Source organism: Desulfovibrio inopinatus DSM 10711 (genome assembly GCF_000429305.1).
Classification (GTDB): Bacteria; Desulfobacterota; Desulfovibrionia; order Desulfovibrionales; family Desulfovibrionaceae; genus Alteridesulfovibrio; species Alteridesulfovibrio inopinatus.
The window spans coordinates 40,682-62,501 of the sequence record NZ_AUBP01000027.1 but is presented as its reverse complement, the minus strand read 5'-3'; the positions used below and the strand labels follow the sequence as shown (position 1 = coordinate 62,501).

Genomic DNA, 21,820 nt, shown 5'->3' with positions numbered 1-21,820 from the left:
AGAAAACCGTATACCGTCTGAAAAAACCGGAATTATTTATTCATGATATCAAGAAATTCGCGATTATTTTTTGTACCGCGCATTTTGTCGAGCAGAAAATCCATACTGTCGATGGAATTCATGGGCGAAAGCAGTTTACGCAATATCCAGACACGATTGAGGACATCGTCAGGCAGCAACAGTTCTTCCTTACGTGTGCCCGAACGATTGATATCAATGGCGGGGAAGACACGTTTTTCGGCAAGGTGGCGATCAAGATAGAGATCCATATTGCCAGTTCCCTTGAACTCTTCAAAGATAACTTCGTCCATACGGGACCCTGTATCAATGAGGGCTGTCGCAATAATGGTTAAAGATCCCCCGGCTTCCATATTCCGGGCTGCACCAAAAAAGCGTTTCGGACGCTGCAGGGCGTTAGCATCAAGCCCGCCGGACAACACACGACCCGACGAAGGGGTCACCGCGTTATAAGCCCGACCAAGGCGCGTGATGGAATCAAGCAAGATAACGACATCGCGTTTTCTTTCAACAAGACGCTTGGCTTTCTCAATGACCATCTCGGCAACCTGAACATGGCGTTGCGGAGATTCATCAAAGGTCGAGCTAACAACCTCAGCACTGACGGTCCGTTCCATATCCGTGACTTCTTCGGGACGTTCGTCGATGAGTAAGACAATGAGGAAAACTTCAGGATGATTGGCATTGATGGAGTTGGCGATGGTCTGCAAGAGCATTGTTTTCCCGGTACGCGGTGGGGCAACTATGAGCCCGCGTTGGCCAAAGCCAATGGGAGTGAGGAGATCGATGACGCGAGATGAATAGTTCTTGTCACCATTTTCCATCGTAAAACGACGATCTGGGTAGAGTGGCGTCAGGTTGTCAAAGAGTACAATATTTTTTGACGCTTCCGGAGGCGCAAAACCAATCTCATTGACGCGCAACAAGGCAAAATAGCGTTCTCCTTCCTTCGGCGGTCGAATCTGTCCCGAAACGACATCCCCTTTACGCAAGCCGAAACGACGAATTTGGGACGGCGAAACATAGATATCATCGGGCCCAGGCATGTAGCTGTACATAGGGGACCGCAGAAAACCAAATCCATCGGGCAAGATCTCCAAAACACCTTCCCCGAAGATGGAGCCATTTTGCGAGGCACAGTTTTGCAAGATGGAAAAGATAAGCTCCTGCTTTCTCATACCACTTGGATTTTCAACATTGAATTCGCTGGCCAGCTCCATAAGTTCCGGCATTGATTTGGTTTTCAGATCGGATAGATTCATTGAGATACTCCATGCAAGGAAAGAGGAATTGTTGCGTACAAGAATAACCCGGTATCAGATACCGAGTACAGCTTATGCAATGAGGCACTACCCACGCGGTGCATTACGCCGCGGGATGTCATATGTTCCATTGAGACCGTCGTAATTATTTAAGAAGAATGTCCGGAATGTGTTGTAGTATGAGGATTCAATTATATCGGTCGATTGAACCGCATGCTAGCAAGCACGATCAAGAAAAAAACCTGCATAGCATCGGTTAGGGATATTCGACTGAAAGCTGACGCAGACGCACACCCAAGGCGGTACTTATACTATTTCGAAAATGTGTCAAGACCACAGAAGAATCTTGCGTAAAAAATCCTTGCGGCGCGTACATATCGTACAGTGTAAATCGCTCTTTGCTCTGCAACTACTCCAAAGGTTTATCTTGCAGCACATCTGCAAACAGTTCATTGATGACACTTTTGATGTCGTCCTGCTCTTTGTCAAGTGCCAAGGCAAGCTCCAACGTCAAAAGACTTGTTGCTTGTTCCAAAAGACGGCGCTCACCAAATGATAATTCTTTATTTTCGCCAATAAGTAAAAGTTCTTTTAGAACATACGCAACGTCGGCAAGATCACCACTTTTAAGTTTTTCCGAATATTCTCGATACCGACGATTCCAGTTCTGCCCGGTGTACCCGGTAAAATCAGATCGGTCTTTTAATGATTCGAGAATAACTTCCCCTTGTTCTCGAGAGCAAAGAGGACGAAGACCGACATTGTCGGCATTCATAACCGGAACCATCAGGGTGACATTATTGCTCAGAATACGAACGATGAAAAAATCTGCGCTGGCACCGCCGATTTCCTGCGTTTCAATACGCTCCACTTTGCCCACACCTTGAGCTGGATATACAACGAGTTGGTCCACGGAAAACACGGCCGGAGCTCCTTTGGAAGGATGAGGAATCCTCTTCTGACTCTAATTGAGTATTGGTAATGATAACAAATAACTTTCAAACAGTCCACGACCAAACTCAAAAGAAGAACGAAACATTGCATCATGGCAATAAACCGCAAAAAGAAATCAATATGCTTGCTTGTCTTGAACAGGTAACACGCAAACCTCTGGCCTTGACGACCAACATGACCGTCAGGGACAAGCGTTATATCCATTCACCGAGGTCACCGCTTTCTCAAAGCCCGATTCAAAAAAGAGAAAGACTCCTCGAACGGCTTCTTCAACAACCGCATCAACAGCCTGTTTTTCCTGTGGAGCTGGTTTGTTCAAAACATAACCCGCCACATCGCGACCAGGTTCAGGTCGGCTGACCCCAAGACGGAGTCGAAAAAAATCAGGTGTACCAAGAGATGTGGCTATCGACTTCAACCCATTATGTCCAGCTGTGCCTCCCCCGTGTTTGAACTTCAACCTACCAACAGGTAAATCCAGTTCATCGTGGGCAACAAGCACGTGCAAAGGATCAAGTTTAAAGAAATTGGCAATTTTGGCGACAGCCATCCCGCTCCGATTCATAAAGGTTTGCGGTTTGGCTAAAAGAAGCCGCATTCCTCCTGGTGACAATCTGGACTCGTAAAGAAGCGTCTCTTTGCCAAACGAAATGGGACGAACATCTTCCCCCAACCGATTGAGCTCTGCCAGAAATGCGTCGACAACCCAAAAACCAAAGTTATGGCGCGTATGTTCGTATTTTTCACCGGGATTGCCAAGCCCGACAAGCAGTCCATCAAAAGCCATTGAGCACACTCTTGTGTTGAAATGCATGGAAGCGCCGAAAGCTAGTACGACACATGTCAACAGATGCCGAAGTTCTCCATGCCGACCCTTTCCTGTGCATGTATTATCGATCTATACGGTTGGCACATCCGGTTATACAGAAAAATAGCGGAACCGTACGATGCCCAATAAAAAAAAGCACGGTCGGGCGTTATTAACGTCGCCCGACCGTGCTGAATGCATACGTAAACAACGAGTAAGCAAAGAAAACGCGTGCAACTCCAGAACAGTTTTGGACCAGCCCAGAGCCCGGACGCAAGAGACAGAGGACTACTCTTCCTCGGCAGCTTCTCCAGCGGTTTCCGATGCACGTTTCGGCAAGATAACACCGACAACGGCGAAGTTATCCGTAAAAACAGCGCTTACACCTTCAGGAAGTTCGATCTCTTTGATACCAATGAAGCTATTGATACCAAGCGGAGTGACGTCAAGAACAACCTTCTCGGGGATAATACCGGGCAAGCAGGTGATGTTGATGCGTTCGTGGTAAATTTCAAGCTTACCACCCTGAACCACACCTTTGGCGCGACCTTTCACTTCAACAGGAATGCTGACGGTAATGTCTTTATCCATGTCCACGCCGTAGAAATCAACGTGAATGAATTCATTCTTGAACGGATGGCGCTGAACCTTCCAGATCAGTGTGGGGCGAGCGGCGTCGTCATTGATGCTCAACTCAACAAGACGGGAATAGCCGGCTTTTTGCAGCACCTTACGCAGAGCTTTCGACTCGGCAGTAATCTGGATATTTTCTCCCTCAGAATTGTAATAAATGCCCGGCACCATGCTTTCCTGACGCAGGCGACGATTGGGTCCCTTGCCTGTTTCAGCGCGGGATTTCACATTCAGGGAAAAGGACTGGCTCATGAGGTATATCTCCTTTGGGCGCGGTCTTCTCGACTCGCGGTCTTCATCAAGTAAAAAGTACGCTCACCGAAGACTCGGTGTGGATGTTATGAATGGCCTTGGCCAGAATACCGGCCACGGACAAAACTTTGATTTTGGAGCAAGCGCGCGCGGCAGCATTGAGCGGAATAGAATTGGTGAAAATGACCTGAGAGAAAGGTGACTGCTCAAGTCTTTCGACAGCCTGCCCCGACAGAACCGCATGAGATGCACAGGCGTAAACCGCTTTGGCACCATTATCCATCAGAACCTGACCGGCCTGACAGATGGTTCCCGCCGTATCGATCATATCGTCAAGCACGACACACGTCTTATCGGTGACATCGCCAATAACATTCATCGCTTTGGCCTGATTGGGCGCTTCACGACGCTTGTCGATAATAGCAAGCCCGCCAGACAACCGCTTAGCAAAAGCACGAGCACGTTCCACACCGCCGGCGTCGGGGGAAACCACCATAAGGTCGCTTATTGCATCGTCCTTGAAATAATCGGCAAGAATAGGAGCAGCGTAGAGGTTGTCGACAGGGACATTAAAAAAGCCCTGAATTTGTCCGGCATGTAAATCGATCGTCAATAAACGATTCATACCAGCCGTCGACAACATGTCAGCGACAAGTCGTGCGCTGATAGGAGCCCTGGGAACAACCTTTCTATCCTGGCGAGCATATCCATAATATGGCATGACCGCAGTGACGCGGCGGGCACTGGCCCGCTTGAGTGCATCCAGAATAAGAAGCAGCTCCATCAAGTTGTGATTCACCGGCGAACACGTGGGTTGTACCACGAAAACATCAGAGCCACGGACATTTGCCCCGACTTCAATGCGAATCTCGCCATCACTAAAAGTGGTTACTTTTGCCGGAAGGAGCGAACATCCAAGATGATCGCAAATAGCAGTGGCCAAAGCCGGGTTGGCCGTACCGGTGAGTATCTTCAGATCGCCGTGTGCACCCATGATCCGCCTCGAGATAATTAGTGGCTGGGGCGGAAGGACTCGAACCCTCGCATGCGGGGACCAAAACCCCGTGCCTTACCGACTTGGCTACACCCCAGCAAGTTGCGTCATTATTTGTACAAACTATGCACAATGCGACGCGAATAATTAGCGCAAACTACGAAGCGGAACCGACGGGCTTCTGAAAACATCGATTCAACCTAAGTGCGCTAAATACGTCCTGATTCCGGATTTGTCAAGAGAACATTTTACGTTTCTTGCAGCTTCAGCCTGATGAAAGAGACCAAACACTGCGGCTCCACTCCCTGTCATGAGTGCGCCAAGCGCACCGTTCGTCAGAAGGATTTCCTTGAGCCGACAAATTTCGGGGTACTGAGAAAAAACGACTTCTTCAAAGCTGTTGTACAGCATAACCCCGTTTTGGAAGGGCATGTGTGTATGCCGACGCAGGCGGCTTGTCAAGTCTTCATCATCAATTTTTTCTGCTTCCCGCGATGCCACATGCTCATCATACGCTTTATAGGCCCATGCTGTGGAAACATGAACGTCCGGACAAGCCAAAACAAGCGTCATCCCTGTCATATCGATTGCAACAGAAACCAACTTTTCACCAATTCCAGTCGCCAATGCCGGTTTTCCCAAAAGAAAGACCGGGACGTCAGCGCCAAGACCGGCAGCAATATCAATAAGTGCATCAAGAGCCAATCCTTTTTCACCACTCTGACGTGCGGATTGATCGAGATAGCGTAGCATTGCCGCAGCATCGGAGGAACCGCCGCCGAGACCGGCACCAGTCGGGACGACCTTTTCCAAATACACATCAATCCCCGGCGCAAAGCCGGTTGCTTCAGCGTACGTGGTATAGGCACGAACCACCAGGTTGTCCTGACCATCAAGAGCCGAGTCGGAACACGTAAAGACTATCCCCTGCCCTTCTCGTGGTGTGACAACAAGCGTGTCATGTGGATCAGAAAGTGGATAGAACACTGTTTCCAGCTCATGATACCCATTCTCTAACACACCTTTTATAACAAGCCACAAATTAATTTTGCACCCTGCTTTCAGGCGGATTGCTTCATGCATGACCGTTCTCCCATCATTTGCCCCGAAAAAAAGCGGGCCGAAGTCGGCCCGCTTTTGTATGACATAAAGTTTTCCGGCCTATTCAGGCAACGGAATGGTTCGGAAAATGTTCTGACGCTGACGTTTGAGTAACAGCATGACGACACCCTTTTTCTTGGCGTCATTTTTCAACACATCTTTGAAGTCATCAATAGAATTGACAGCCTGTTGGTTCGCTTCAATCACGACATCCCCGGGGCGGATATCGGATTCTTCGGCAGGCGATCCCGGCTCAACTTCCGTTACGAGCAAACCTTTAGCCTTATCAAGACCAAGTGCATCGGCTTCTTTGGATGTGATTGTCCGCAATGTCAGTCCAAGCTTAATTTTTTCGCCTTCACTCGGAGCAGCGGGTCCATCTTCACCCACACCGGCCTTGCTCACATCGCGCTGTCCTAAGACAACCTCAAGATTAAGTTCGTTTCCTTTACGCAGGATGGTAATCTCAGCAGCCTGTCCGGGACGGATGGATGCGACGCGGCGTAACAGTTCATTCGTATCTTCAACCGCTTTACCATCCACCTTGGTAATCACGTCACCAGACTTGATGCCCGCCTTTGCTGCCGGCTCACCTTCAAGAACAGACGTGATCAACGCACCATGCGTATTGGACATGCCAAGCGCTTTGGCTGTGTTCTGATCGATATTTTGAATGGTCACGCCAAGCCAGCCGCGCTGAACCTTCTTGTTTGTTCGCAACTGCTCGATGATGTCTTTGGCCATATTGGAAGGAATGGCAAAACCAATCCCCTGTCCACTCGCGACAATGGCGGTGTTGATACCAATAATTTTACCATCCATATCGAGCAACGGGCCACCCGAATTCCCCGGATTAATGGATGCATCGGTCTGAATAAAATTATCGAATGGTCCAGCTCCAATGACGCGACCCACCGCTGAAATAATCCCGGCTGTAACGGTGCTTTGCAGACCAAATGGGTTTCCGATGGCGACAACCCATTCACCGATTTGAATGCCGTCGGAATTTCCGAATTCAAGGTACGGCAAATCTTTGCCATTCTCGATTTTAATCAACGCGAGGTCCATTTCCGGATCGCGACCGATAACCTTGGCATCAAGAGACTTATCCGAGTCGGCGAGTTGCACATGCACTTCGTCGGCATCGGCAATCACGTGGTTGTTCGTAACAATATAACCGTCAGATGAAATCAAAAATCCCGATCCCAAAGAGCGGCGTTTTTCCGTACGCTTTTGTCCCTGACCGGGAGCGTTGAAGAATTTTTCAAACTGATCAAAAAAGTCTTCGAAAGGAGCTCCTTGATTTCCAGGTGTACGGAACATATTCCGCATGCGCTCTTTGGCGTCGATCGTTTTAACCGTACTAATGTTGACAACAGCGGGTCCAGCTTTGTCAACAAGCTCGGTAAATTCGGGCAATTTGGACGCGGCGCTGGCCGTAGAGGCAAAGAAGGCAAGCACGAAAAATGAAACAATCAGTGTTTGCAATTTCAATCTCATAGTCAAATCTCCTCGCAAGTGGATTCATTCGGGCAAAGCCCCTCTCCGGATGGAGGTTCCGGGGAGCTAAAACGTGCCTGGTATGCATGCCGATGCAGAACGAACCGTCTGAAACAGGACTTTTTTTCAGACTGCAACCATCATCGTGTGAAGTGCTGATGAAGAAGTGCAACCACTCGCCACGATCGACCTATACCGTTTCCCATATGTTGTAAACCGGACAGGCGGGGAATGTATAGTTATACAAATGGCACCCAGCTAGCTGTCGGCGTCAATCAACATGTCGGTCACCTCGCCGACATCCAGCAACAATAATTCCAATTGCTCGCACGTCAAGCATATTCAACAGCTATTCCTACCGCATACCCTTCGAAACCCAGTTGACGCCCGCCCTCGCCCCGTGTATTTCATCATCTCTTACGGCCCCGTAGCTCAGTAGGATAGAGCACAGGATTCCTAATCCTGGTGTCGCAAGTTCGATTCTTGCCGGGGTCACCATAAATTTCAAAGGGTTGCGAAGTCCATCTTCGCAACCCTTTTGTTTGAGCGGTCATTTTGTCCATCATTCTTCAAGTACAATTTTCTTCCTAACAAAACTCAATCCGGTTCAATATTCTCCATATCTCCTTTGGATTGTGTCAATTAAATAGAGGCAAATTTTATTTAGAAGGAGCAAAAGGCTTTATGTCAAGATGAGACTCTTTGCCAGGATAGCAATCATATACAACCAAAAAGACAGAGCCAATCACTTGTTTTGTATTCCTCAAAAGGCAATTATCATCTGATAATGGTTCGATTCTATACTGATATCCAAATATATTTTTTATCTCTTGCGGCCATTGGCTAAGAGGACGTGACATTTCTCCACCAGGGTTGAAGACAATCTGCACATTGCGTCCTTCTTCTATGTTTTCAAGATATCTATAACAAATATAACTCGTTTGATCAGAGGAATGTCCCAAAGGACATGTCTCAGGATAATAGTAGAACCAATATGCCATCATGTTCATTTCAAGAGGAAATATAACTTGTTCCACTTTGGGAATGACAAAAAAAACAAAACATAGATAAAGAATTGCTGCAGGTAATGCTCGTTGAAAGAGTGACTTTATACATGATAAAAAGCAAAACAAAATCATTCCAACTAAAACAAAGGCACGGATATAGCATAAGAATACTATAGCGCCATGCCAAGAGTCATATAGAAGCCAACAATGAATGATTATCTCTAAAAGTAACCATATCACTCCGACGCGTAGAGCTTTTGCTGTTCTTTTGTCTTTTATAGCGTGAAATACTTTCAAGATACCCTCAAATTCGTAGTGTTTGTCCTTCGTGAATCATTTATCCAACTCTTCTTCATCTGAAGGTCATATTTTTCAAACAAAATCTAGTCCTTCTTGTCTTTTATACCGAACGAAATCGGGTATGTTCGAAGTGGAGCCGATACGCGAGTCAAACTCGACACCTTACCGTTTCAAAAACACGGCATCATTAGCGGAAAAATCAAAACGATAAGCAAAGATATCTTTCACAAACAAACGGCGGTTGGCGATACGTTGGTCTTCCTTGCCCGCATTGAACTCCCTGTCCATCCCACGGCTGAACTCCAAAAACTCCCTCCCGGTTTTTTATGCATTCCAGGCATGACGGTTACCGCTGAAATCAATGTCGGGAAACGGCGAGTTATTGAACACTTCCTCTACCCTATACTCAAGGGGCTGGACATGGGATTACGTGAGCCCAACTAAACGGAAATATTGCGCCAAATGAAGGGTTGACACATTTTTATTATCATAGAATAGACATTCAACGTGAAAGATTGTGTTACCAAGCGACATCAATAACACAACAAGTCACAAAATAAACCATTTTTATCTATAAACAAATTTTGCCAGCAAAACAGAGCACTCTATAAACGTTTATTTCAAACTCGTGCAGTTCCATTGGCTCTTCTCAAGAGAAACAACAGGAGTCATTGACCATACGAATACCGCTTCACCTCTTTCCTTCGTCTCACATCAGGTATTTGCAATACTAAACGGTAAAATAGATTCATATATTCGGATACATTCAAAGCCAAGGTCGCTCTGAACGCTCTCTGACGTAAAGATCATTTCCAAGATGGCGGTGGATTCCCAGCTTCCCAGTCAGGGGACTCACTTTCCAGGAGAGCAACAAACTCTGAACGCGAGAATGCTCAATGATGGTCAAACTCGACAAGACCGATTCCCTGTTTTGCCTCTGTACAACGTGTCAAACCTGTATCGAACAATGTGTCATGAGAACCACGGAGCCCGGTTCATTGCACGTGAGAACGCGGGCAAAAGAGATTATAGAACGTCGGGCGAGTGGCGAATTCAGTCATCTCATCGATAAATACTGGTATGTTCCACGACACGAAGGAACAGATCAGCGTGCTTTTGAAATTATCCCGGATGGCAGTTTTGATCTGATCTTTATACTCGGCGAAACATTTTGCCGACTCCTTTTCCTCGGTCCGTTTACCCGAAAAGTTTTCTTACCCATTCGCAACTCACACGAGTATTTCTGTATCAGATTCCACCCTGGGCGGGTTCCGCAGCTCGCAACCTGCATTCGCTCGGCGGAGCTCGTCAACAACGGCATTTACCTCTCCGAATTGCTCGGCATCGAAACGTGCTTTTTGTGCGAACATCTCTACGTTTTGGCCAACTTTGATTCCAAACAACAGTTTATTGAAAATATCTTCCGCAAGGTCGGGCTGGAATCGACTGTTCCGCGCAATAGATTCCAGCGACTAGCGGAACACGTCTTGTCTTTCCAAGGTCAAATTCGGGTGGATGAACTTGCTTCCGACAGTGGGATGAGCTGCCGAACATTAGAACGGCTTTTCAAAGACGAAGTGGGAATTCCGCCCAAAGCCTTTATCCGCATGATCCGGCTCCAAAAAGCTGTCGAAAAATTGCGAATGGGGTCGTATGGACGTCTCACCGACATCGCCTACGATAGCGGATACACCGACCAGTCACACTTCATTAAGGATTTCAAGCAACTCTTCGGCGATCTCCCCAGTTCCGCCACGCCACTCTCTTCTGTCGCGTTTTTACAATTCGAAGCGTCCGATCCAGGGCATTTCATGGCTCACACGGCACCCACCGAAAGTCATTGAGGTCGATGCCGAGGATACTCGGACAGATCATAAAGCACAGAATGGGCAATGCCCTATTTCAACCACTTGATGACGTTGTGGACTGAGAACTGTGTTCTCAGTTCGCAAAGCTCTTTCAGTGCGTGCGCCGGTCTGTCTCTCGATGGCTGGAGCACTTCCCATCTTAAATAGACAAAGCATTTCTACAGTATTGAGGTCACGCAAATATGGAACTTCAACGCGTTAATGCTGCAACCTTATCAACGATCTTCACACTCATGTTCCTTATAGGAACAGAGAATTTCCTCATTTCACCCATACTCCCCACCATAGCGTCGGATTTGAATGTCCCGATAGCGGCGGCGGCACAAACCGTATCATTGTATATGATATTCTATGCGATGTTTGCTCCCTTCCTCGGGACATTCTCCGATCTCATTGGCCGACAGCGGCTGATCAGCGTTGGTTCGGTACTCTTCATTTTGGGCAATATTGCCGCATCCTATGCTTCTACGTTGGCCGGCCTCCTCTTGGCCAGGCTCCTCACCGCTATTGGAGCAGCGATGGCGGGACCGTCCATGTGGGCCTTTATTGGTGATACCACCCATCCCTCCATTCGAGGCAAGGTTATGGGGTGGGTCATGGCATCGTTTGCACTCGGTCAATTCCTCGGGGTTCCCATCGGCAGCTATATTTCAGGCTCAATAGGTTGGAAATGGGCCTTTCGTGTGATCGGTATTATGACGTTGGTTCTCGCCCCAGTGCTCATTCGACAGGTCTATCTTTACCCTGTTCGAAAAACAAAACAAACTGGAAACCCTATCATATCAAGCTTTTATGTCTTTCAAAATAAGGAAATATGGCTGGCTCTCCTCACATGCTTCTTCTGGGCAGGAGCCAATTTTGGGTCATTCACCTATCTCGGCGCGTTGTTGAAAGCTCGTTATGATCTCTCAACAACGAATCTCGGCTTAGTCACTGGATTGGTTGGTGTGGGAAGTCTCGCCGGCGGTTTGATTGCGGGCAGAATTGTCGATTTTTGGCGCAGCAAGGATCTAAAAGAAGGACTCTTGCAAATCGTCTGGATCACGTTGCTGTGTACTTCCATCATTGGCTTAACGCATACACACTTCATAAGTCTCACGTTATTTTGCCTTCTTGTCTGGTTCTTTAGCAGTGGCGCTTTCATTGCCACACAACAAACACTCCTTACGCTCATTGCTGCTGACTTAAAGGCCAGATCAATTTCATGGAGCAATTCGTTCATGTATGTAGGCACTGCTGCAGGAGTGACAGTTGCCGGCCATATTACACAACAAGATCAGTGGGAAAATATATGGTACTCTACATTAGCGTTCTGTCTTCTTGCTGGAATGTGTGCTCTGTCTCTTTCCAGCACAGCTATTCATGAACGCGTCGAATCCCTCGAATAATATTTGCAAACCTCGATGGAGACGAAACAATGACAATGTTAAATAGCCTTCAAAAGGATATTCAGGTCAAGCTAGCTGAAAGTGAAGAAGAATTTAACAAAATCTATTGTGTTCGAAAAGAGGTGTTTGGAGCGGAACAAAGTTACACGGAAAGTTGTTTACAGTTAAACAGAATGCCGAATGAACAATACATACTTTGTTATAACAAATATTTTCCCATTGGAACTATAACCACCAATATTAGCGAACGATATGGAGATCTCGACATTGATAAATACTTCGATCTCTCACCATATTACGCTCAACACGGTAAAATCGCTTTCTGGTCGCGGGCGGCTGTGCTTCGGGTCCACAGAAGGTCATTCGCCAATATCCTCATGCACATTTTCATGTACAAACTATTCTATGCATACCGCGTTCAATATATCGCTGTCGACTGCAGAATAGATAACTCTATATCAATTTCGTTTCTTCCAAAACTTGGATACCAACGCATCGGTGAATGCATAAAAGGAGAAATTGGACCAGTCATCATTTGGGGTGCTCCATTAGCCGACTGTATGGCGAATGTATCATCATACGTTGAACAGAAGGGAATGAAGTACCTCCTTGAACCTTCATTTTTATCTATCCAAGAATCGTCATTCTCAAAGGAGATGTCTGCATGAAAAGGGACACTGTTGATTTGGAACGGTTCCACAAGCAAGCTCTCGTCCCCCATATTGGAGACGAAGGCATGCAAAAGCTCTTTGACGCTACGGTACTCATTTTAGGACTGGGAGGAGGAGGTTCCGCCGGGGCGCATCAATTTGCTCTGTCCAATGTGGGACGCATAATACTGTGCGATCATGATATCGTAGAGTATTCCAACTTGGGCAGACAATTCGTGCATACCGACCAAACAGTTGGGATGAAGAAAGTTGACTCGGCCAAAGCCTATCTTGAAAAAGCCAATCCTGGCATTGATATCGAGGTCATCCCGGAAAAGGTAAGCACAGAAATTCTTGAGGATGTATACAGCAGGTACAAAAACATCCTCATATATGTTTCCATCGACAAATGGAACATGCACTACCTCATCAATGAATTTTGCATAAGGAATAAGATCCCTGCTGTACACATGGGCTCACTCGGATTCAAGGCTTTTGTGTATACGTATGATCCGAATAACAGCCAGGTATGCTTTGAATGCATGATGAGAAAAGCATACATCGACGACACAGATACGGATAAAATAGATGCGACCGATGCAAATTATGCATATCTTGCTCCGGTTATATCCATAGCAGGATCTATCGCAGTCACTGAAGGAATCAAACTGTTGATGTGGAATTCTGACAAGTCAACAGCAGACTCATTCATCATGTACAGAGGAATCAACCACGCCGACATACTGGAACCATCTCGCCCAGAGAAGCCTCTCATTGAACATATTTTTGCTGATGCCGACATGCAGTGTACCAGGGTTGCTCAATGCAGCCCACACAATGCCTAACTTTGTAGAACGGATACATAGGATTCCGTCCTGCTCTTCATGGAGATACAGTCATGCAAAAGAACATTGAGAATCTCGGATCTAGAAAAAATTTCCGCAACACGGTACATGAAGTCCTTGGCGATGAGAATGAATCTGGAGAAATCTTTTATAAGTACGCAATGGTATGGATGTCACGAAAATGCAACTCGCGATGCAAATATTGTTATCAAGATGGAGATCCCGAAGCAAACAATGCGTCATGGTCTTATGAAAAAGCAGACAAAGTGACGTCTTTATTGCTCGATGATGGATATCATGTTCAACCACTTATCAATGAATGGCTGCCTGAATTCTGGAATTTCCTGGAACTGATGAAAAAGTGCCAGTGGAATGAAATCACGACCAATGGTTTGATTCTTCTCAGCAGACACCAAGAGTTTTTTCCTCTTCTTCGTGAATATGAAATCTCTGACATTCGACACACATTGTTCCCCAAAGGTATTCACGAAGAAATGACCGGACGAGACCGAGAAAAATCGCTCAGAGCCATTCAACTTTCAAAAGAGCATGGCTTTCGAACGATTGTAAACTATGTCGTAACCACCGAGACCTTACCTCATATCGTGGAGGTATGCGACGAGCTCGCCGACATGGAAGTGGATGAAATTCAATTTATGAATTTGATCTACTTGGGGAGATCTAAAAGTAAGAAGAATGAATTGCTTGATATGCAATACATCAACAAATTTTGGGATACGTGGAAACTGCTCAGTGAGAACCCTAAATACGAGCGCATAGAGTTTGATTTTCAGGCGAATTTTGGACCTAATCCCCATGGAGACAATGTCTCCAAACGAGCTGCAAAACAGAGCAGGTTCTGTCTCGCCGGAAAAAATGAACGGGGACATTTTATATACATAACCCCCGAAGACGACATTTATCCTTGCTTCTTGCTGTCAGATCCCAAATTTAAAATTGGCAAAATCATTGAGAATGGAAACAATTATAGCCTTGAGTACAATGATGCGGACTGGATAAAGCACATTCCGTCCTTTAATCGTAGCCATTGCGCAGGAACGCAGTACATTACACGGGCTATCTTATCGTAAGCACCACCCCCACGGCTCCAACGCGGTGAAATCCCATCCCTCTTTATGAATTCAGACTCGGCTGAGATTCATCACGCTCATCTTTGTTGCACCTCAGTACAACGTACTGAGGTGCAACAACCTTGAGATCCGTTTCCCATAAGCCGATAGCGCCGCCATTTGACAGATACAACAATGAGGTTAAAATCAGCCAGAGATGAAACTTCTCACACAGCAGGAAGGATATATTTCAATATTTCCTGCTGTCGCCTCATAAGAGGAAGCATTCCCGCAAAGGACTTCATTGAAAATGAAAAAACATTGTCTCTGATTGTTCAACACTTGTATTTTGGGGGTAAAGCATTACGCATTACTCAGCACTTCATGAAGAGTTGGGAGACAAATATGAAAAAGCATCCCGTAGAACTGCAAATTGAAAAAGCAGACAAGGCCATTATCGCTGAAGATTTCGACACGTTGATGGATATTTACACCGATGATGCGGTACTGGTTGTTGAACCAGGACGTACTGCTCAGGGGAAGGACGCAATTCGCAAGGCTTTTGAAGCTATTGCCGTCTATTTTAAGAATGGACTCAACGTAAAACAAAAAGGAATGGAAATTCTTGAATCAGGAAATATCGCTTTGGTCCATGCCAACACAGTCATTTCAGCACCGAATTTGCCCGTAACGGAGCGAAAGGCCGCGTATGTCTTCTGCAAAAGTTCCGACGGAATCTGGCAATGCGCTATAGACAATTCATACGGCAATGAAATTGTAAAGCAGGATGAATCCTAGACGTCCTCCGTTGGCTTGGACTACTCAGCGGCTTTTCTCAAGACAAATTAAAACGCATCCCCAGCAGAATACATTCAAAGAAAAATTGAATAGCGATCGTCCAACGTTGTCTTTATGACCTGTAGGCATCGCGTCCCCTTCTTCATAGGTACCGAAGCATCCCTCTCTACACACAAGCCCCCAGAACCTGCGTCGGTGTACAGAGAGAGAATTCGCGAAATTCGTTGATGAGGTGGGCTTGGTCGTAATAGCCGCTGTCTTGAGCCAGGTTGGCAAACGATGATTTCTGATATTCCCGCAAGCGACCGAAACAGCGTTGAAAGCGAACGATGCGGGCATAGAGTTTGGGAGAAATACCAATAGCGCGGGTGAATAGACCGCTGATGTGGCGGGTTGAATAGCCGGTCTTCGTTGCCAGATCGCTAATGCGGATTTCGCCTATAGAGCTATTAATTGTATCAAGCAAAAAGGACACGAGAGACGAAACGCCCGTGTTCTGCCGTGCACAGCCAGCATGAAATTGTTCGAACAAGGCGATACGCTCTGCGAATGAGGAAGCCGCACTGATCTTCTCTTCCAACTCGCTGGCACTTCCCTGGACATCGCCAAGGTGAATCTGCTTTTCCGTAAACTGATTGAGTGGACACTGTAGCAATGCTTCCGCTGTTCCGGGAAAAAAGCGTACGCCGAAGTACAGGCAGCCTCGCTCAAATTCGACCAACGTCCCTTTTTTCACCGACCCGCAGACTTGCGCTTCAGGCCGGTTGCCGGAGCAATGGAAAAGAATGTCCACGGCTCCATCCGGAACCGCGACAATCGCCAGCTCTACGTCTGGAGCAACAAGGAAACTATAATATTGCGCCATCACTCCGGAGGACGCACCAAACCGGGAGATATAGTTTTCAGTGGACAGCTCGAAGAAGGGCTGTTCAGGGACGTACGACCGCTCAGACATCATAATCTGCCTCCTCAATATTGGCAGATGATTTGCAATAGCAGTGCCACACGAGACCACTTTTTTCTTGCTTTCATATTTTTTCGTAACCACTCAAAATAATGATGAGAAAATATCGACACGCGATGAGCCACGTGTCTTGATAACAAAAAAAACAGCGCATAATGAATTCTTGAGCCGCGCTCTTCAAAAAAGTTACTTCATTTCCTACAATTTTGCAAAGTTTCTCCCAATGCACCTATCCGTCTTTCAATTTCCAATAACATATCTAAAATAAAAAACATTTCACCCACAAAAATCTCGTCTCTCAACCTCTCTTTCCATAGCATCCAACAAACAGTTCCGATTTTTACAATATTCGCACTTTGTTTTTCGGTGATCTTTAAGGCGACAGTTCATCACAGTATGCAAGGAGGCAAGGCAGCATCATGCAACGCATCAACTACTCGTCGGGAGCTCCGCTGGAAGAAATCGCTGGATACTCCCGCATGGTGAAAGTCGGCAACCGGGTTTGCATCGGCGGCACTACCGCCGTACAGCCCGACGGCACCGTGGCCGGAGACACTCCCCAGGCACAAGCCACATATATTTTCACCAAATTTGTCGATCTTCTGAGCCAGGCAGGCGCCACAACCTCAGACGTTATCAAGGTCAAAGCCTATGTCACGGACATGGCCTATGCCAAGGACGTGGCAGCAGCTTACAGCGAATTTTTCAAGGCAGTTCGCCCGCTGTTCACCATGGTGGAGACACCGAAGCTGAATCGTCCGACCCAGTTCGTAGAAATCGAACTCGAAGCGGTCATCGGCTGTGAACTCATCTAAATTCTCTCTGAACTTTAAGGAGCCTCGACAATGACATACCCAATCATCGATTTTCTGTATTTGAGCGAGGAAGACATGATCAAAGCAGGCGTGACCAACATGGGTGCCTGCGTAGATGCCATGGAAGAAATGTTTCGCCTCCTCAAAATCGGCGATTTTCGTATGGGCGGCCCAAACAGTAATTCTCACGGCGTTATGATGGTCTTTCCCGACGAATCTCCTTTTCCCAATATGCCGGTCAACGGTCCGGACCGCCGTTTCATGGCTATGCCCGCCTACCTCGGGGGCGAATTCGATATGGTCGGTATGAAATGGTACGGATCCAACACCGCCAATAAACAAAAAGATCTGCCACGCTCAATCTTGATGCTGACGCTCAACGATAAAGACACTGGCGCACCTCTGGCGTACATGTCCGCCAACATTTTGAGCGCATACCGCACCGGCGCAGTGCCCGGTGTGGGAGCACGCTACTTTGCCAAGAAAGACAGCGAAGTCGTCGGTATCGTCGGTCCTGGTGTTATGAGCAAAACAGCTCTCGACGCATTTATGGCAGTACGTCCCGGCATCAAGCGCATCAAAATCAAAGGCAGAAGTCAAAAATCCATCCAAAACTTCATCACCTATGTGAAAGATAAATATCCCGCCGTCCGCGATATCGAAGTCGTAGAGGACATCAAAAATGCTGTACGCGATGCCGACATCGTCTGCGTGGCCACGTCCTCGCCCACCGGTGACATCAACGAATATCCCTACATCAAGGAAGACTGGATCAAACCCGGCGCGACTATCTGCTGTCCGGCCGCAGCACGATTTGACGACGATTTCATCCTCAATCGGGCTCGCAATGTGGCCGACTACGTGGGGTTATACGAAGCCTGGGCTGAAGAAATGCCCTACCCGGCCTATCATACCATCCCCATTCCGGCCGTGCATTGCATGGATCTCATGGCCGACGGCCGTATGCAACGCGAACAACTTGAAGATCTTGGCGATGTCCTTACCGGCAAGCTCCCAGCTCGAAAAAATGACAACGAAATCGTTATCTATTCCGTCGGTGGCCTGCCCGTCGAAGACGTCGCCTGGGGTACTATTGTGTACCGCAACGCCTTGGCCAAAGGCATCGGCACCAAACTCAATCTTTGGGACAAGCCATCCCTGGTCTGATTTTCGCCAAGCAGGAGCAATACTATGCGCATTGAACAGCATCCCATTCTCGGTGAAACACCGAAAGGTAAACAGGTTACGTTCACCTGCGACGGGAAAGAAATCATCGGCATCGAAGGTGAGCCTATCGCCTCGGCACTCTTCGCGGCAGGACTCCGCGTGCATCGTTACACCTCACGACGCCATGAACCACGTGGCATGTTCTGCGCCATAGGCCGCTGTTCGGACTGCGTCATGATCGTTGACGGCAAGCCGAATATACGCACCTGCGTCACCCCGTTGGTGGCAGGCATGAACGTCCAGACACAGAACGGCGTCACGGCTATGGAGAAGGAGAACGAGGTATGATCAGACATGACGTGATCATCGTCGGTGCGGGGCCAGCTGGTCTCTCCGCGGCAATCGAAGCCGCACGAAGAGGGCTGGACGTCGTGGTGTTCGACGAAAATGCCAAACCCGGCGGTCAGCTTTTTAAACAGATTCACAAGTTCTTCGGTTCCAAAGAACACAAGGCCAAAGTCCGCGGTTTCAAGATTGGTGAAGATCTTTTGCGGGAAGCCAAAGAAGCCGGTGTCCGAGTCGTACTCGGGGCCATCGTTACAGGCCTATATCTGGACCGTGAAGTCACCGTCCAAATCAACGACCATATAGAGCATTACAAAGGTGACGCCATTATCGTGGCAACCGGTGCGTCTGAGAACATGATCCCCTTCGAAGGCTGGACGCTCCCTGGTGTCATCGGTGCTGGCGCAGCGCAAACCATGATGAACCTGCACAACATCAAACCCGGCAACCGCATGCTCATGCTCGGCTCGGGGAACGTCGGGTTAGTGGTTAGCTTCCAGCTCCTTCAAGCCGGGTGTGAACTCGTGGCTGTCGTGGATGCGGCGCCGCGCATTGGTGGCTACGGCGTTCACGCGGCCAAAGTCGCCCGTTGTGGTGTTCCCTTTCTCCAATCGCACACCATCGTCAAAGCGCATGGCACGGATTGCGTGACCGGCGTGACTGTCGCTCAAATTGGGTCGGACTGGAAACCAATCCCCGGAACGGAAAAGTATTTTGACGTGGACACCATTTGCCTGGCCGTGGGGTTATCGCCCATGTGCCAACTTCTGAAGATGGCCGGTTGCGACATGAAAGACACACCACTGGGCTACGTTCCGGAAGTCGACGCCAATGGTTCAACGAGTGTGCCTGGTATTTTTGCTGCTGGCGACGTTTCCGGTATTGAGGAAGCCAGTTCAGCCATGATCGAAGGACGCATTGCCGGTGTTGCTGCTGCGGCATACCTCGGTTTCATCGATGAAGAAGCGCTCGAACACAGTATCGAGGATTTCGAAAAAGCACTTGGCTGCCTGCGTGAAGGTATGTTCGCTCCGGAAAATCGCGGCAAGGCCATTCAGGCGACGAGTGAAGGCATCCCCGTTTCGAATTCCCTGTTGACCAAGGGCTATCTGCTGGAAGATGAATTGAAGAGATTCCCAGGAGCCACTCCCCCCCGGCACAGTGGGGTGCGTCCCGTCATCGAATGTACGCAAAATATCCCCTGCAACCCATGCCAAGACGCGTGTAAAAAACACTGCATCACCATTGGCGAAAAAATCACGGCGCTTCCCGCTATCGATGAAAACCACCCGTGCACAGGATGCGGTATGTGTGTAGCCTCATGTTCCGGACAGGCTATTTTTCTCGTCGATGAATCAATGGAAGACGGCTCCGCGACAGTGACCGTCCCGTATGAATTTCTTCCATTGCCCGCTCCCGGTACGCACGGCAAGGGGTTGGATCGAAGCGGCAGCCCAGTGTGTGATGCGGAAATCGTAGACGTCAAAAGCATCAAAGCCTTTGACCATACTCACCTCGTGACCATGCGCGTCCCGGCCGACATGGCTATGACGGCCCGTTTTTTTCGTTCCCAGGAGTAAAATCATGAACAATCTCAACGACAGATCTCTTGACATTGGCCCTTTGACATCTTTGCCCGATGATGACCTGATCATTTGCCGTTGCGAAGAAGTGACCAAGGGCGAAATCCGCAAGGCCGTCCATGACGGCATGTTTACCCTGACGGAAATCCGGCGCTACTTGCGTACGGGCATGGGGCTGTGCCAGGGACAAACCTGCGGCAAGCTCATCAAAGGTATCGTTGCCCGTGAACTCAACATTTCCCCTCAGGATCTTGAACCAGGCGTGTCCCGCGCCCCTATGCGTCCCGTGGAAATGCACATCATGGCCAACGAAATTATCGGAGATGACAAATGAACAACCACGCGGATGTCATCATCATCGGCAGCGGCATCACCGGCAACTCCACGGCCTACTATCTCGCTCAAAAGGGGTTATCGGTTATCGTCCTAGAAAAAAGTCCGCACATCGGAAACGGCGGTTCCAGCCGCAACGGCGGTGGTGTACGCCAATCCGGCCGCGATAAGCGTGAACTACCACTCGCCATGCATGCCGTGCAAAACCTGTGGCCGACGCTCTCCGACGAACTGGACATGGATGTTGAATACTACCAAGCTGGAAATCTGCGTCTCGGGAAAACCGACGCGCACATGAACATTCTGAACAGCTTGGCCGAGACAGCCCAGGCCACGGGACTTGATGTGCGCATGATCGACGGCGACGAAGCACGAGAGATATGTCCTTATCTCTCCGACGAGGTCATTGGTGCAAGCTGGTGCCCCACGGACGGACACGCCAACCCCATGCTCGCCACGTTGGCGTATTACCGACAGGCGCGACGTCTCGGCGTGCGTTTCATCACCGGGGAGGACGTGACCACCATTCGTAAAATTCGTGGACGAGCCAGACAGGTCGTCACACAAAATGCCACCTACGAGGCAGACACCATTATTCTGGCCGCCGGTTTTGAAAGCCGTCCCATCGCCGCAAGCGTTGGTATCGATGTTCCCATGACGAGAGCACTTCTGGAAGTGCTCGTCACCGAAGCCCAGCCCCCGATGTTCTATCAAATGCTTGGGACTGCCGCTGCAGACTTCTACGGACACCAAAGTACACACGGCTCCTTCGTCTTCGGTGGAATATCCGGACTGGAAAGCGTGAATAAAGACAATGGCACTCCCGTGACCAGTAGTCTGACCGCGTCATGCTGCTGCCGCGGCATTATGGGGTATTTCCCATGCCTTTCCGATGCCAAAATTGTACGAACCTGGGCCGGGTGGGTTGATGTCTGTGCGGATCACGTACCGGTTCTGAGTACAGTGGACGAGGTGCCGGGACTGATTCTGGCCTGTGGATTTTCCGGACACGGATTCGGTATTGCACCAGCCGTCGGCACGCTTCTGGCGCAAATAGCGGCCAAAGAGGAACCGCTTCTTGATATCGCGGCATTCCGATACGATCGATTCAAAGCCAAAATCTAAAACGATTTCCAGAAAACAAGAAGCGGTCTTCCGGTAGCAA

The 21,820-nt window shown here is 48.4% G+C and carries 22 protein-coding genes and 2 tRNA genes; 14 read left to right on the top strand and 10 right to left on the bottom strand.

Features of this window, described 5'->3' with window-relative positions; genetic code table 11:
• Positions 1–32 precede the first annotated feature (32 nt).
• The 8 genes from rho to G451_RS0116285 form a co-directional block, all read right to left on the bottom strand.
• A complete protein-coding gene (rho, locus tag G451_RS0116320) occupies positions 33–1,280 on the bottom strand; it encodes a transcription termination factor Rho (protein ID WP_027185099.1) in 1,248 nt (415 codons plus the stop codon).
• Between the two features lie 409 nt (positions 1,281–1,689).
• Positions 1,690–2,202 carry a CarD family transcriptional regulator gene (locus G451_RS0116315; protein ID WP_027185098.1) on the bottom strand — a complete coding sequence of 171 codons (513 nt, stop codon included), beginning with the start codon at positions 2,200–2,202 and terminating at the stop codon, positions 1,690–1,692.
• Between the two features lie 213 nt (positions 2,203–2,415).
• A complete protein-coding gene (pth, locus tag G451_RS0116310) occupies positions 2,416–3,021 on the bottom strand; it encodes an aminoacyl-tRNA hydrolase (protein WP_027185097.1) in 606 nt (201 codons plus the stop codon).
• 309 nt (positions 3,022–3,330) lie between these two features.
• The gene (locus tag G451_RS0116305; RefSeq protein ID WP_027185096.1) at positions 3,331–3,927 is read right to left on the bottom strand and encodes a 50S ribosomal protein L25; all 597 of its coding nucleotides are present in this window, start codon (positions 3,925–3,927) and stop codon (positions 3,331–3,333) included.
• Between the two features lie 46 nt (positions 3,928–3,973).
• Complete coding sequence (locus G451_RS0116300) at positions 3,974–4,921, bottom strand: ribose-phosphate diphosphokinase (RefSeq protein WP_027185095.1); 948 nt, start codon at positions 4,919–4,921, stop codon at positions 3,974–3,976.
• Positions 4,922–4,942: 21 nt separating this feature from the next.
• Positions 4,943–5,018, bottom strand: a tRNA-Gln gene (locus tag G451_RS0116295).
• 98 nt (positions 5,019–5,116) lie between these two features.
• Positions 5,117–6,004, bottom strand: a complete 888-nt coding sequence (gene ispE, locus G451_RS0116290) for a 4-(cytidine 5'-diphospho)-2-C-methyl-D-erythritol kinase (RefSeq protein ID WP_027185094.1) — start codon at positions 6,002–6,004, stop codon at positions 5,117–5,119.
• Positions 6,005–6,082: 78 nt separating this feature from the next.
• A complete protein-coding gene (locus G451_RS0116285; RefSeq protein WP_027185093.1) occupies positions 6,083–7,522 on the bottom strand; it encodes a DegQ family serine endoprotease in 1,440 nt (479 codons plus the stop codon).
• A 421-nt stretch (positions 7,523–7,943) separates the two neighbouring features.
• Between G451_RS0116285 and G451_RS0116280 the strand changes: the two genes are divergently transcribed.
• A tRNA-Arg gene (locus tag G451_RS0116280) sits at positions 7,944–8,020 on the top strand.
• A gap of 161 nt (positions 8,021–8,181) precedes the next feature.
• Here the strand turns inward: G451_RS0116280 and G451_RS0116275 are convergent.
• Positions 8,182–8,826, bottom strand: coding sequence for a hypothetical protein (locus G451_RS0116275; protein WP_156921679.1), 645 nt, complete (start codon positions 8,824–8,826; stop codon positions 8,182–8,184).
• A 96-nt stretch (positions 8,827–8,922) separates the two neighbouring features.
• Here G451_RS0116275 and G451_RS0116270 point away from each other — a divergent pair, with 96 nt between their 5' ends.
• The 7 genes from G451_RS0116270 to G451_RS0116240 all read left to right on the top strand — a co-directional run bounded on the left by G451_RS0116270 (position 8,923) and on the right by G451_RS0116240 (position 15,448).
• The gene (locus tag G451_RS0116270; RefSeq protein WP_027185091.1) at positions 8,923–9,273 is read left to right on the top strand and encodes a beta-barrel domain-containing protein; all 351 of its coding nucleotides are present in this window, start codon (positions 8,923–8,925) and stop codon (positions 9,271–9,273) included.
• Between the two features lie 452 nt (positions 9,274–9,725).
• A complete protein-coding gene (locus G451_RS0116265) occupies positions 9,726–10,673 on the top strand; it encodes a helix-turn-helix transcriptional regulator (protein WP_027185090.1) in 948 nt (315 codons plus the stop codon).
• Positions 10,674–10,879: 206 nt separating this feature from the next.
• Positions 10,880–12,085 carry an MFS transporter gene (locus G451_RS0116260; RefSeq protein WP_027185089.1) on the top strand — a complete coding sequence of 402 codons (1,206 nt, stop codon included), beginning with the start codon at positions 10,880–10,882 and terminating at the stop codon, positions 12,083–12,085.
• A 29-nt stretch (positions 12,086–12,114) separates the two neighbouring features.
• Complete coding sequence (locus tag G451_RS0116255; protein WP_027185088.1) at positions 12,115–12,753, top strand: hypothetical protein; 639 nt, start codon at positions 12,115–12,117, stop codon at positions 12,751–12,753.
• The gene (locus G451_RS29880; protein ID WP_051261581.1) at positions 12,750–13,580 is read left to right on the top strand and encodes a HesA/MoeB/ThiF family protein; all 831 of its coding nucleotides are present in this window, start codon (positions 12,750–12,752) and stop codon (positions 13,578–13,580) included. The genes G451_RS0116255 and G451_RS29880 overlap by 4 nt, the downstream gene beginning before the upstream one ends.
• Before the next feature lie 53 nt (positions 13,581–13,633).
• Positions 13,634–14,671, top strand: coding sequence for a radical SAM protein (locus G451_RS29875; protein ID WP_051261580.1), 1,038 nt, complete (start codon positions 13,634–13,636; stop codon positions 14,669–14,671).
• A 384-nt stretch (positions 14,672–15,055) separates the two neighbouring features.
• On the top strand, positions 15,056–15,448 hold the full coding sequence (locus tag G451_RS0116240) for a YybH family protein (protein ID WP_027185087.1): 393 nt from the start codon (positions 15,056–15,058) through the stop codon (positions 15,446–15,448).
• A 166-nt stretch (positions 15,449–15,614) separates the two neighbouring features.
• Here G451_RS0116240 and G451_RS0116235 read toward each other — a convergent pair whose 3' ends face one another.
• Positions 15,615–16,406 carry a helix-turn-helix domain-containing protein gene (locus tag G451_RS0116235; RefSeq protein ID WP_027185086.1) on the bottom strand — a complete coding sequence of 264 codons (792 nt, stop codon included), beginning with the start codon at positions 16,404–16,406 and terminating at the stop codon, positions 15,615–15,617.
• 425 nt (positions 16,407–16,831) lie between these two features.
• Here G451_RS0116235 and G451_RS0116225 point away from each other — a divergent pair, with 425 nt between their 5' ends.
• The 6 genes from G451_RS0116225 to G451_RS0116200 are packed head-to-tail and all read left to right on the top strand — an operon-like array spanning position 16,832 to position 21,780.
• On the top strand, positions 16,832–17,227 hold the full coding sequence (locus G451_RS0116225) for a Rid family hydrolase (RefSeq protein ID WP_027185085.1): 396 nt from the start codon (positions 16,832–16,834) through the stop codon (positions 17,225–17,227).
• Between the two features lie 30 nt (positions 17,228–17,257).
• Entirely contained in the window at positions 17,258–18,394 is a 1,137-nt protein-coding gene (locus G451_RS0116220) for an ornithine cyclodeaminase family protein (RefSeq protein WP_027185084.1), read from the top strand.
• 24 nt (positions 18,395–18,418) lie between these two features.
• Entirely contained in the window at positions 18,419–18,742 is a 324-nt protein-coding gene (locus G451_RS0116215) for a (2Fe-2S)-binding protein (protein ID WP_027185083.1), read from the top strand.
• The gene (locus G451_RS0116210) at positions 18,739–20,319 is read left to right on the top strand and encodes an FAD-dependent oxidoreductase (protein WP_027185082.1); all 1,581 of its coding nucleotides are present in this window, start codon (positions 18,739–18,741) and stop codon (positions 20,317–20,319) included. The genes G451_RS0116215 and G451_RS0116210 overlap by 4 nt, the downstream gene beginning before the upstream one ends.
• A 4-nt stretch (positions 20,320–20,323) precedes the next feature.
• Positions 20,324–20,656 (top strand): (2Fe-2S)-binding protein, encoded by a 333-nt coding sequence (locus G451_RS0116205; RefSeq protein WP_027185081.1) that lies wholly within the window; start codon positions 20,324–20,326, stop codon positions 20,654–20,656.
• Positions 20,653–21,780 (top strand): NAD(P)/FAD-dependent oxidoreductase, encoded by a 1,128-nt coding sequence (locus tag G451_RS0116200; protein WP_027185080.1) that lies wholly within the window; start codon positions 20,653–20,655, stop codon positions 21,778–21,780. Before G451_RS0116205 ends, G451_RS0116200 begins: the two co-directional genes overlap by 4 nt.
• The last annotated feature ends 40 nt before the right edge of the window (positions 21,781–21,820 follow it).

Coding starts and splice junctions, on each gene's coding strand:
- G451_RS0116215 (WP_027185083.1), top strand. CDS start 18,419: ATGCGCATTGAACAGCATCCCATTCTCGGTGAAACACCGAAAGGTAAA.
- G451_RS0116210 (WP_027185082.1), top strand. CDS start 18,739: ATGATCAGACATGACGTGATCATCGTCGGTGCGGGGCCAGCTGGTCTC.
- ispE (WP_027185094.1), bottom strand. CDS start 6,004: ATGCATGAAGCAATCCGCCTGAAAGCAGGGTGCAAAATTAATTTGTGG.
- G451_RS0116300 (WP_027185095.1), bottom strand. CDS start 4,921: ATGGGTGCACACGGCGATCTGAAGATACTCACCGGTACGGCCAACCCG.
- rho (WP_027185099.1), bottom strand. CDS start 1,280: ATGAATCTATCCGATCTGAAAACCAAATCAATGCCGGAACTTATGGAG.
- G451_RS0116200 (WP_027185080.1), top strand. CDS start 20,653: ATGAACAACCACGCGGATGTCATCATCATCGGCAGCGGCATCACCGGC.
- G451_RS0116260 (WP_027185089.1), top strand. CDS start 10,880: ATGGAACTTCAACGCGTTAATGCTGCAACCTTATCAACGATCTTCACA.
- G451_RS0116240 (WP_027185087.1), top strand. CDS start 15,056: ATGAAAAAGCATCCCGTAGAACTGCAAATTGAAAAAGCAGACAAGGCC.
- G451_RS0116220 (WP_027185084.1), top strand. CDS start 17,258: ATGACATACCCAATCATCGATTTTCTGTATTTGAGCGAGGAAGACATG.
- G451_RS0116225 (WP_027185085.1), top strand. CDS start 16,832: ATGCAACGCATCAACTACTCGTCGGGAGCTCCGCTGGAAGAAATCGCT.
- G451_RS0116235 (WP_027185086.1), bottom strand. CDS start 16,406: ATGATGTCTGAGCGGTCGTACGTCCCTGAACAGCCCTTCTTCGAGCTG.
- G451_RS0116305 (WP_027185096.1), bottom strand. CDS start 3,927: ATGAGCCAGTCCTTTTCCCTGAATGTGAAATCCCGCGCTGAAACAGGC.
- G451_RS0116285 (WP_027185093.1), bottom strand. CDS start 7,522: ATGAGATTGAAATTGCAAACACTGATTGTTTCATTTTTCGTGCTTGCC.
- pth (WP_027185097.1), bottom strand. CDS start 3,021: ATGGCTTTTGATGGACTGCTTGTCGGGCTTGGCAATCCCGGTGAAAAA.
- G451_RS0116205 (WP_027185081.1), top strand. CDS start 20,324: ATGAACAATCTCAACGACAGATCTCTTGACATTGGCCCTTTGACATCT.
- G451_RS29875 (WP_051261580.1), top strand. CDS start 13,634: ATGCAAAAGAACATTGAGAATCTCGGATCTAGAAAAAATTTCCGCAAC.
- G451_RS0116255 (WP_027185088.1), top strand. CDS start 12,115: ATGACAATGTTAAATAGCCTTCAAAAGGATATTCAGGTCAAGCTAGCT.
- G451_RS0116265 (WP_027185090.1), top strand. CDS start 9,726: ATGATGGTCAAACTCGACAAGACCGATTCCCTGTTTTGCCTCTGTACA.
- G451_RS29880 (WP_051261581.1), top strand. CDS start 12,750: ATGAAAAGGGACACTGTTGATTTGGAACGGTTCCACAAGCAAGCTCTC.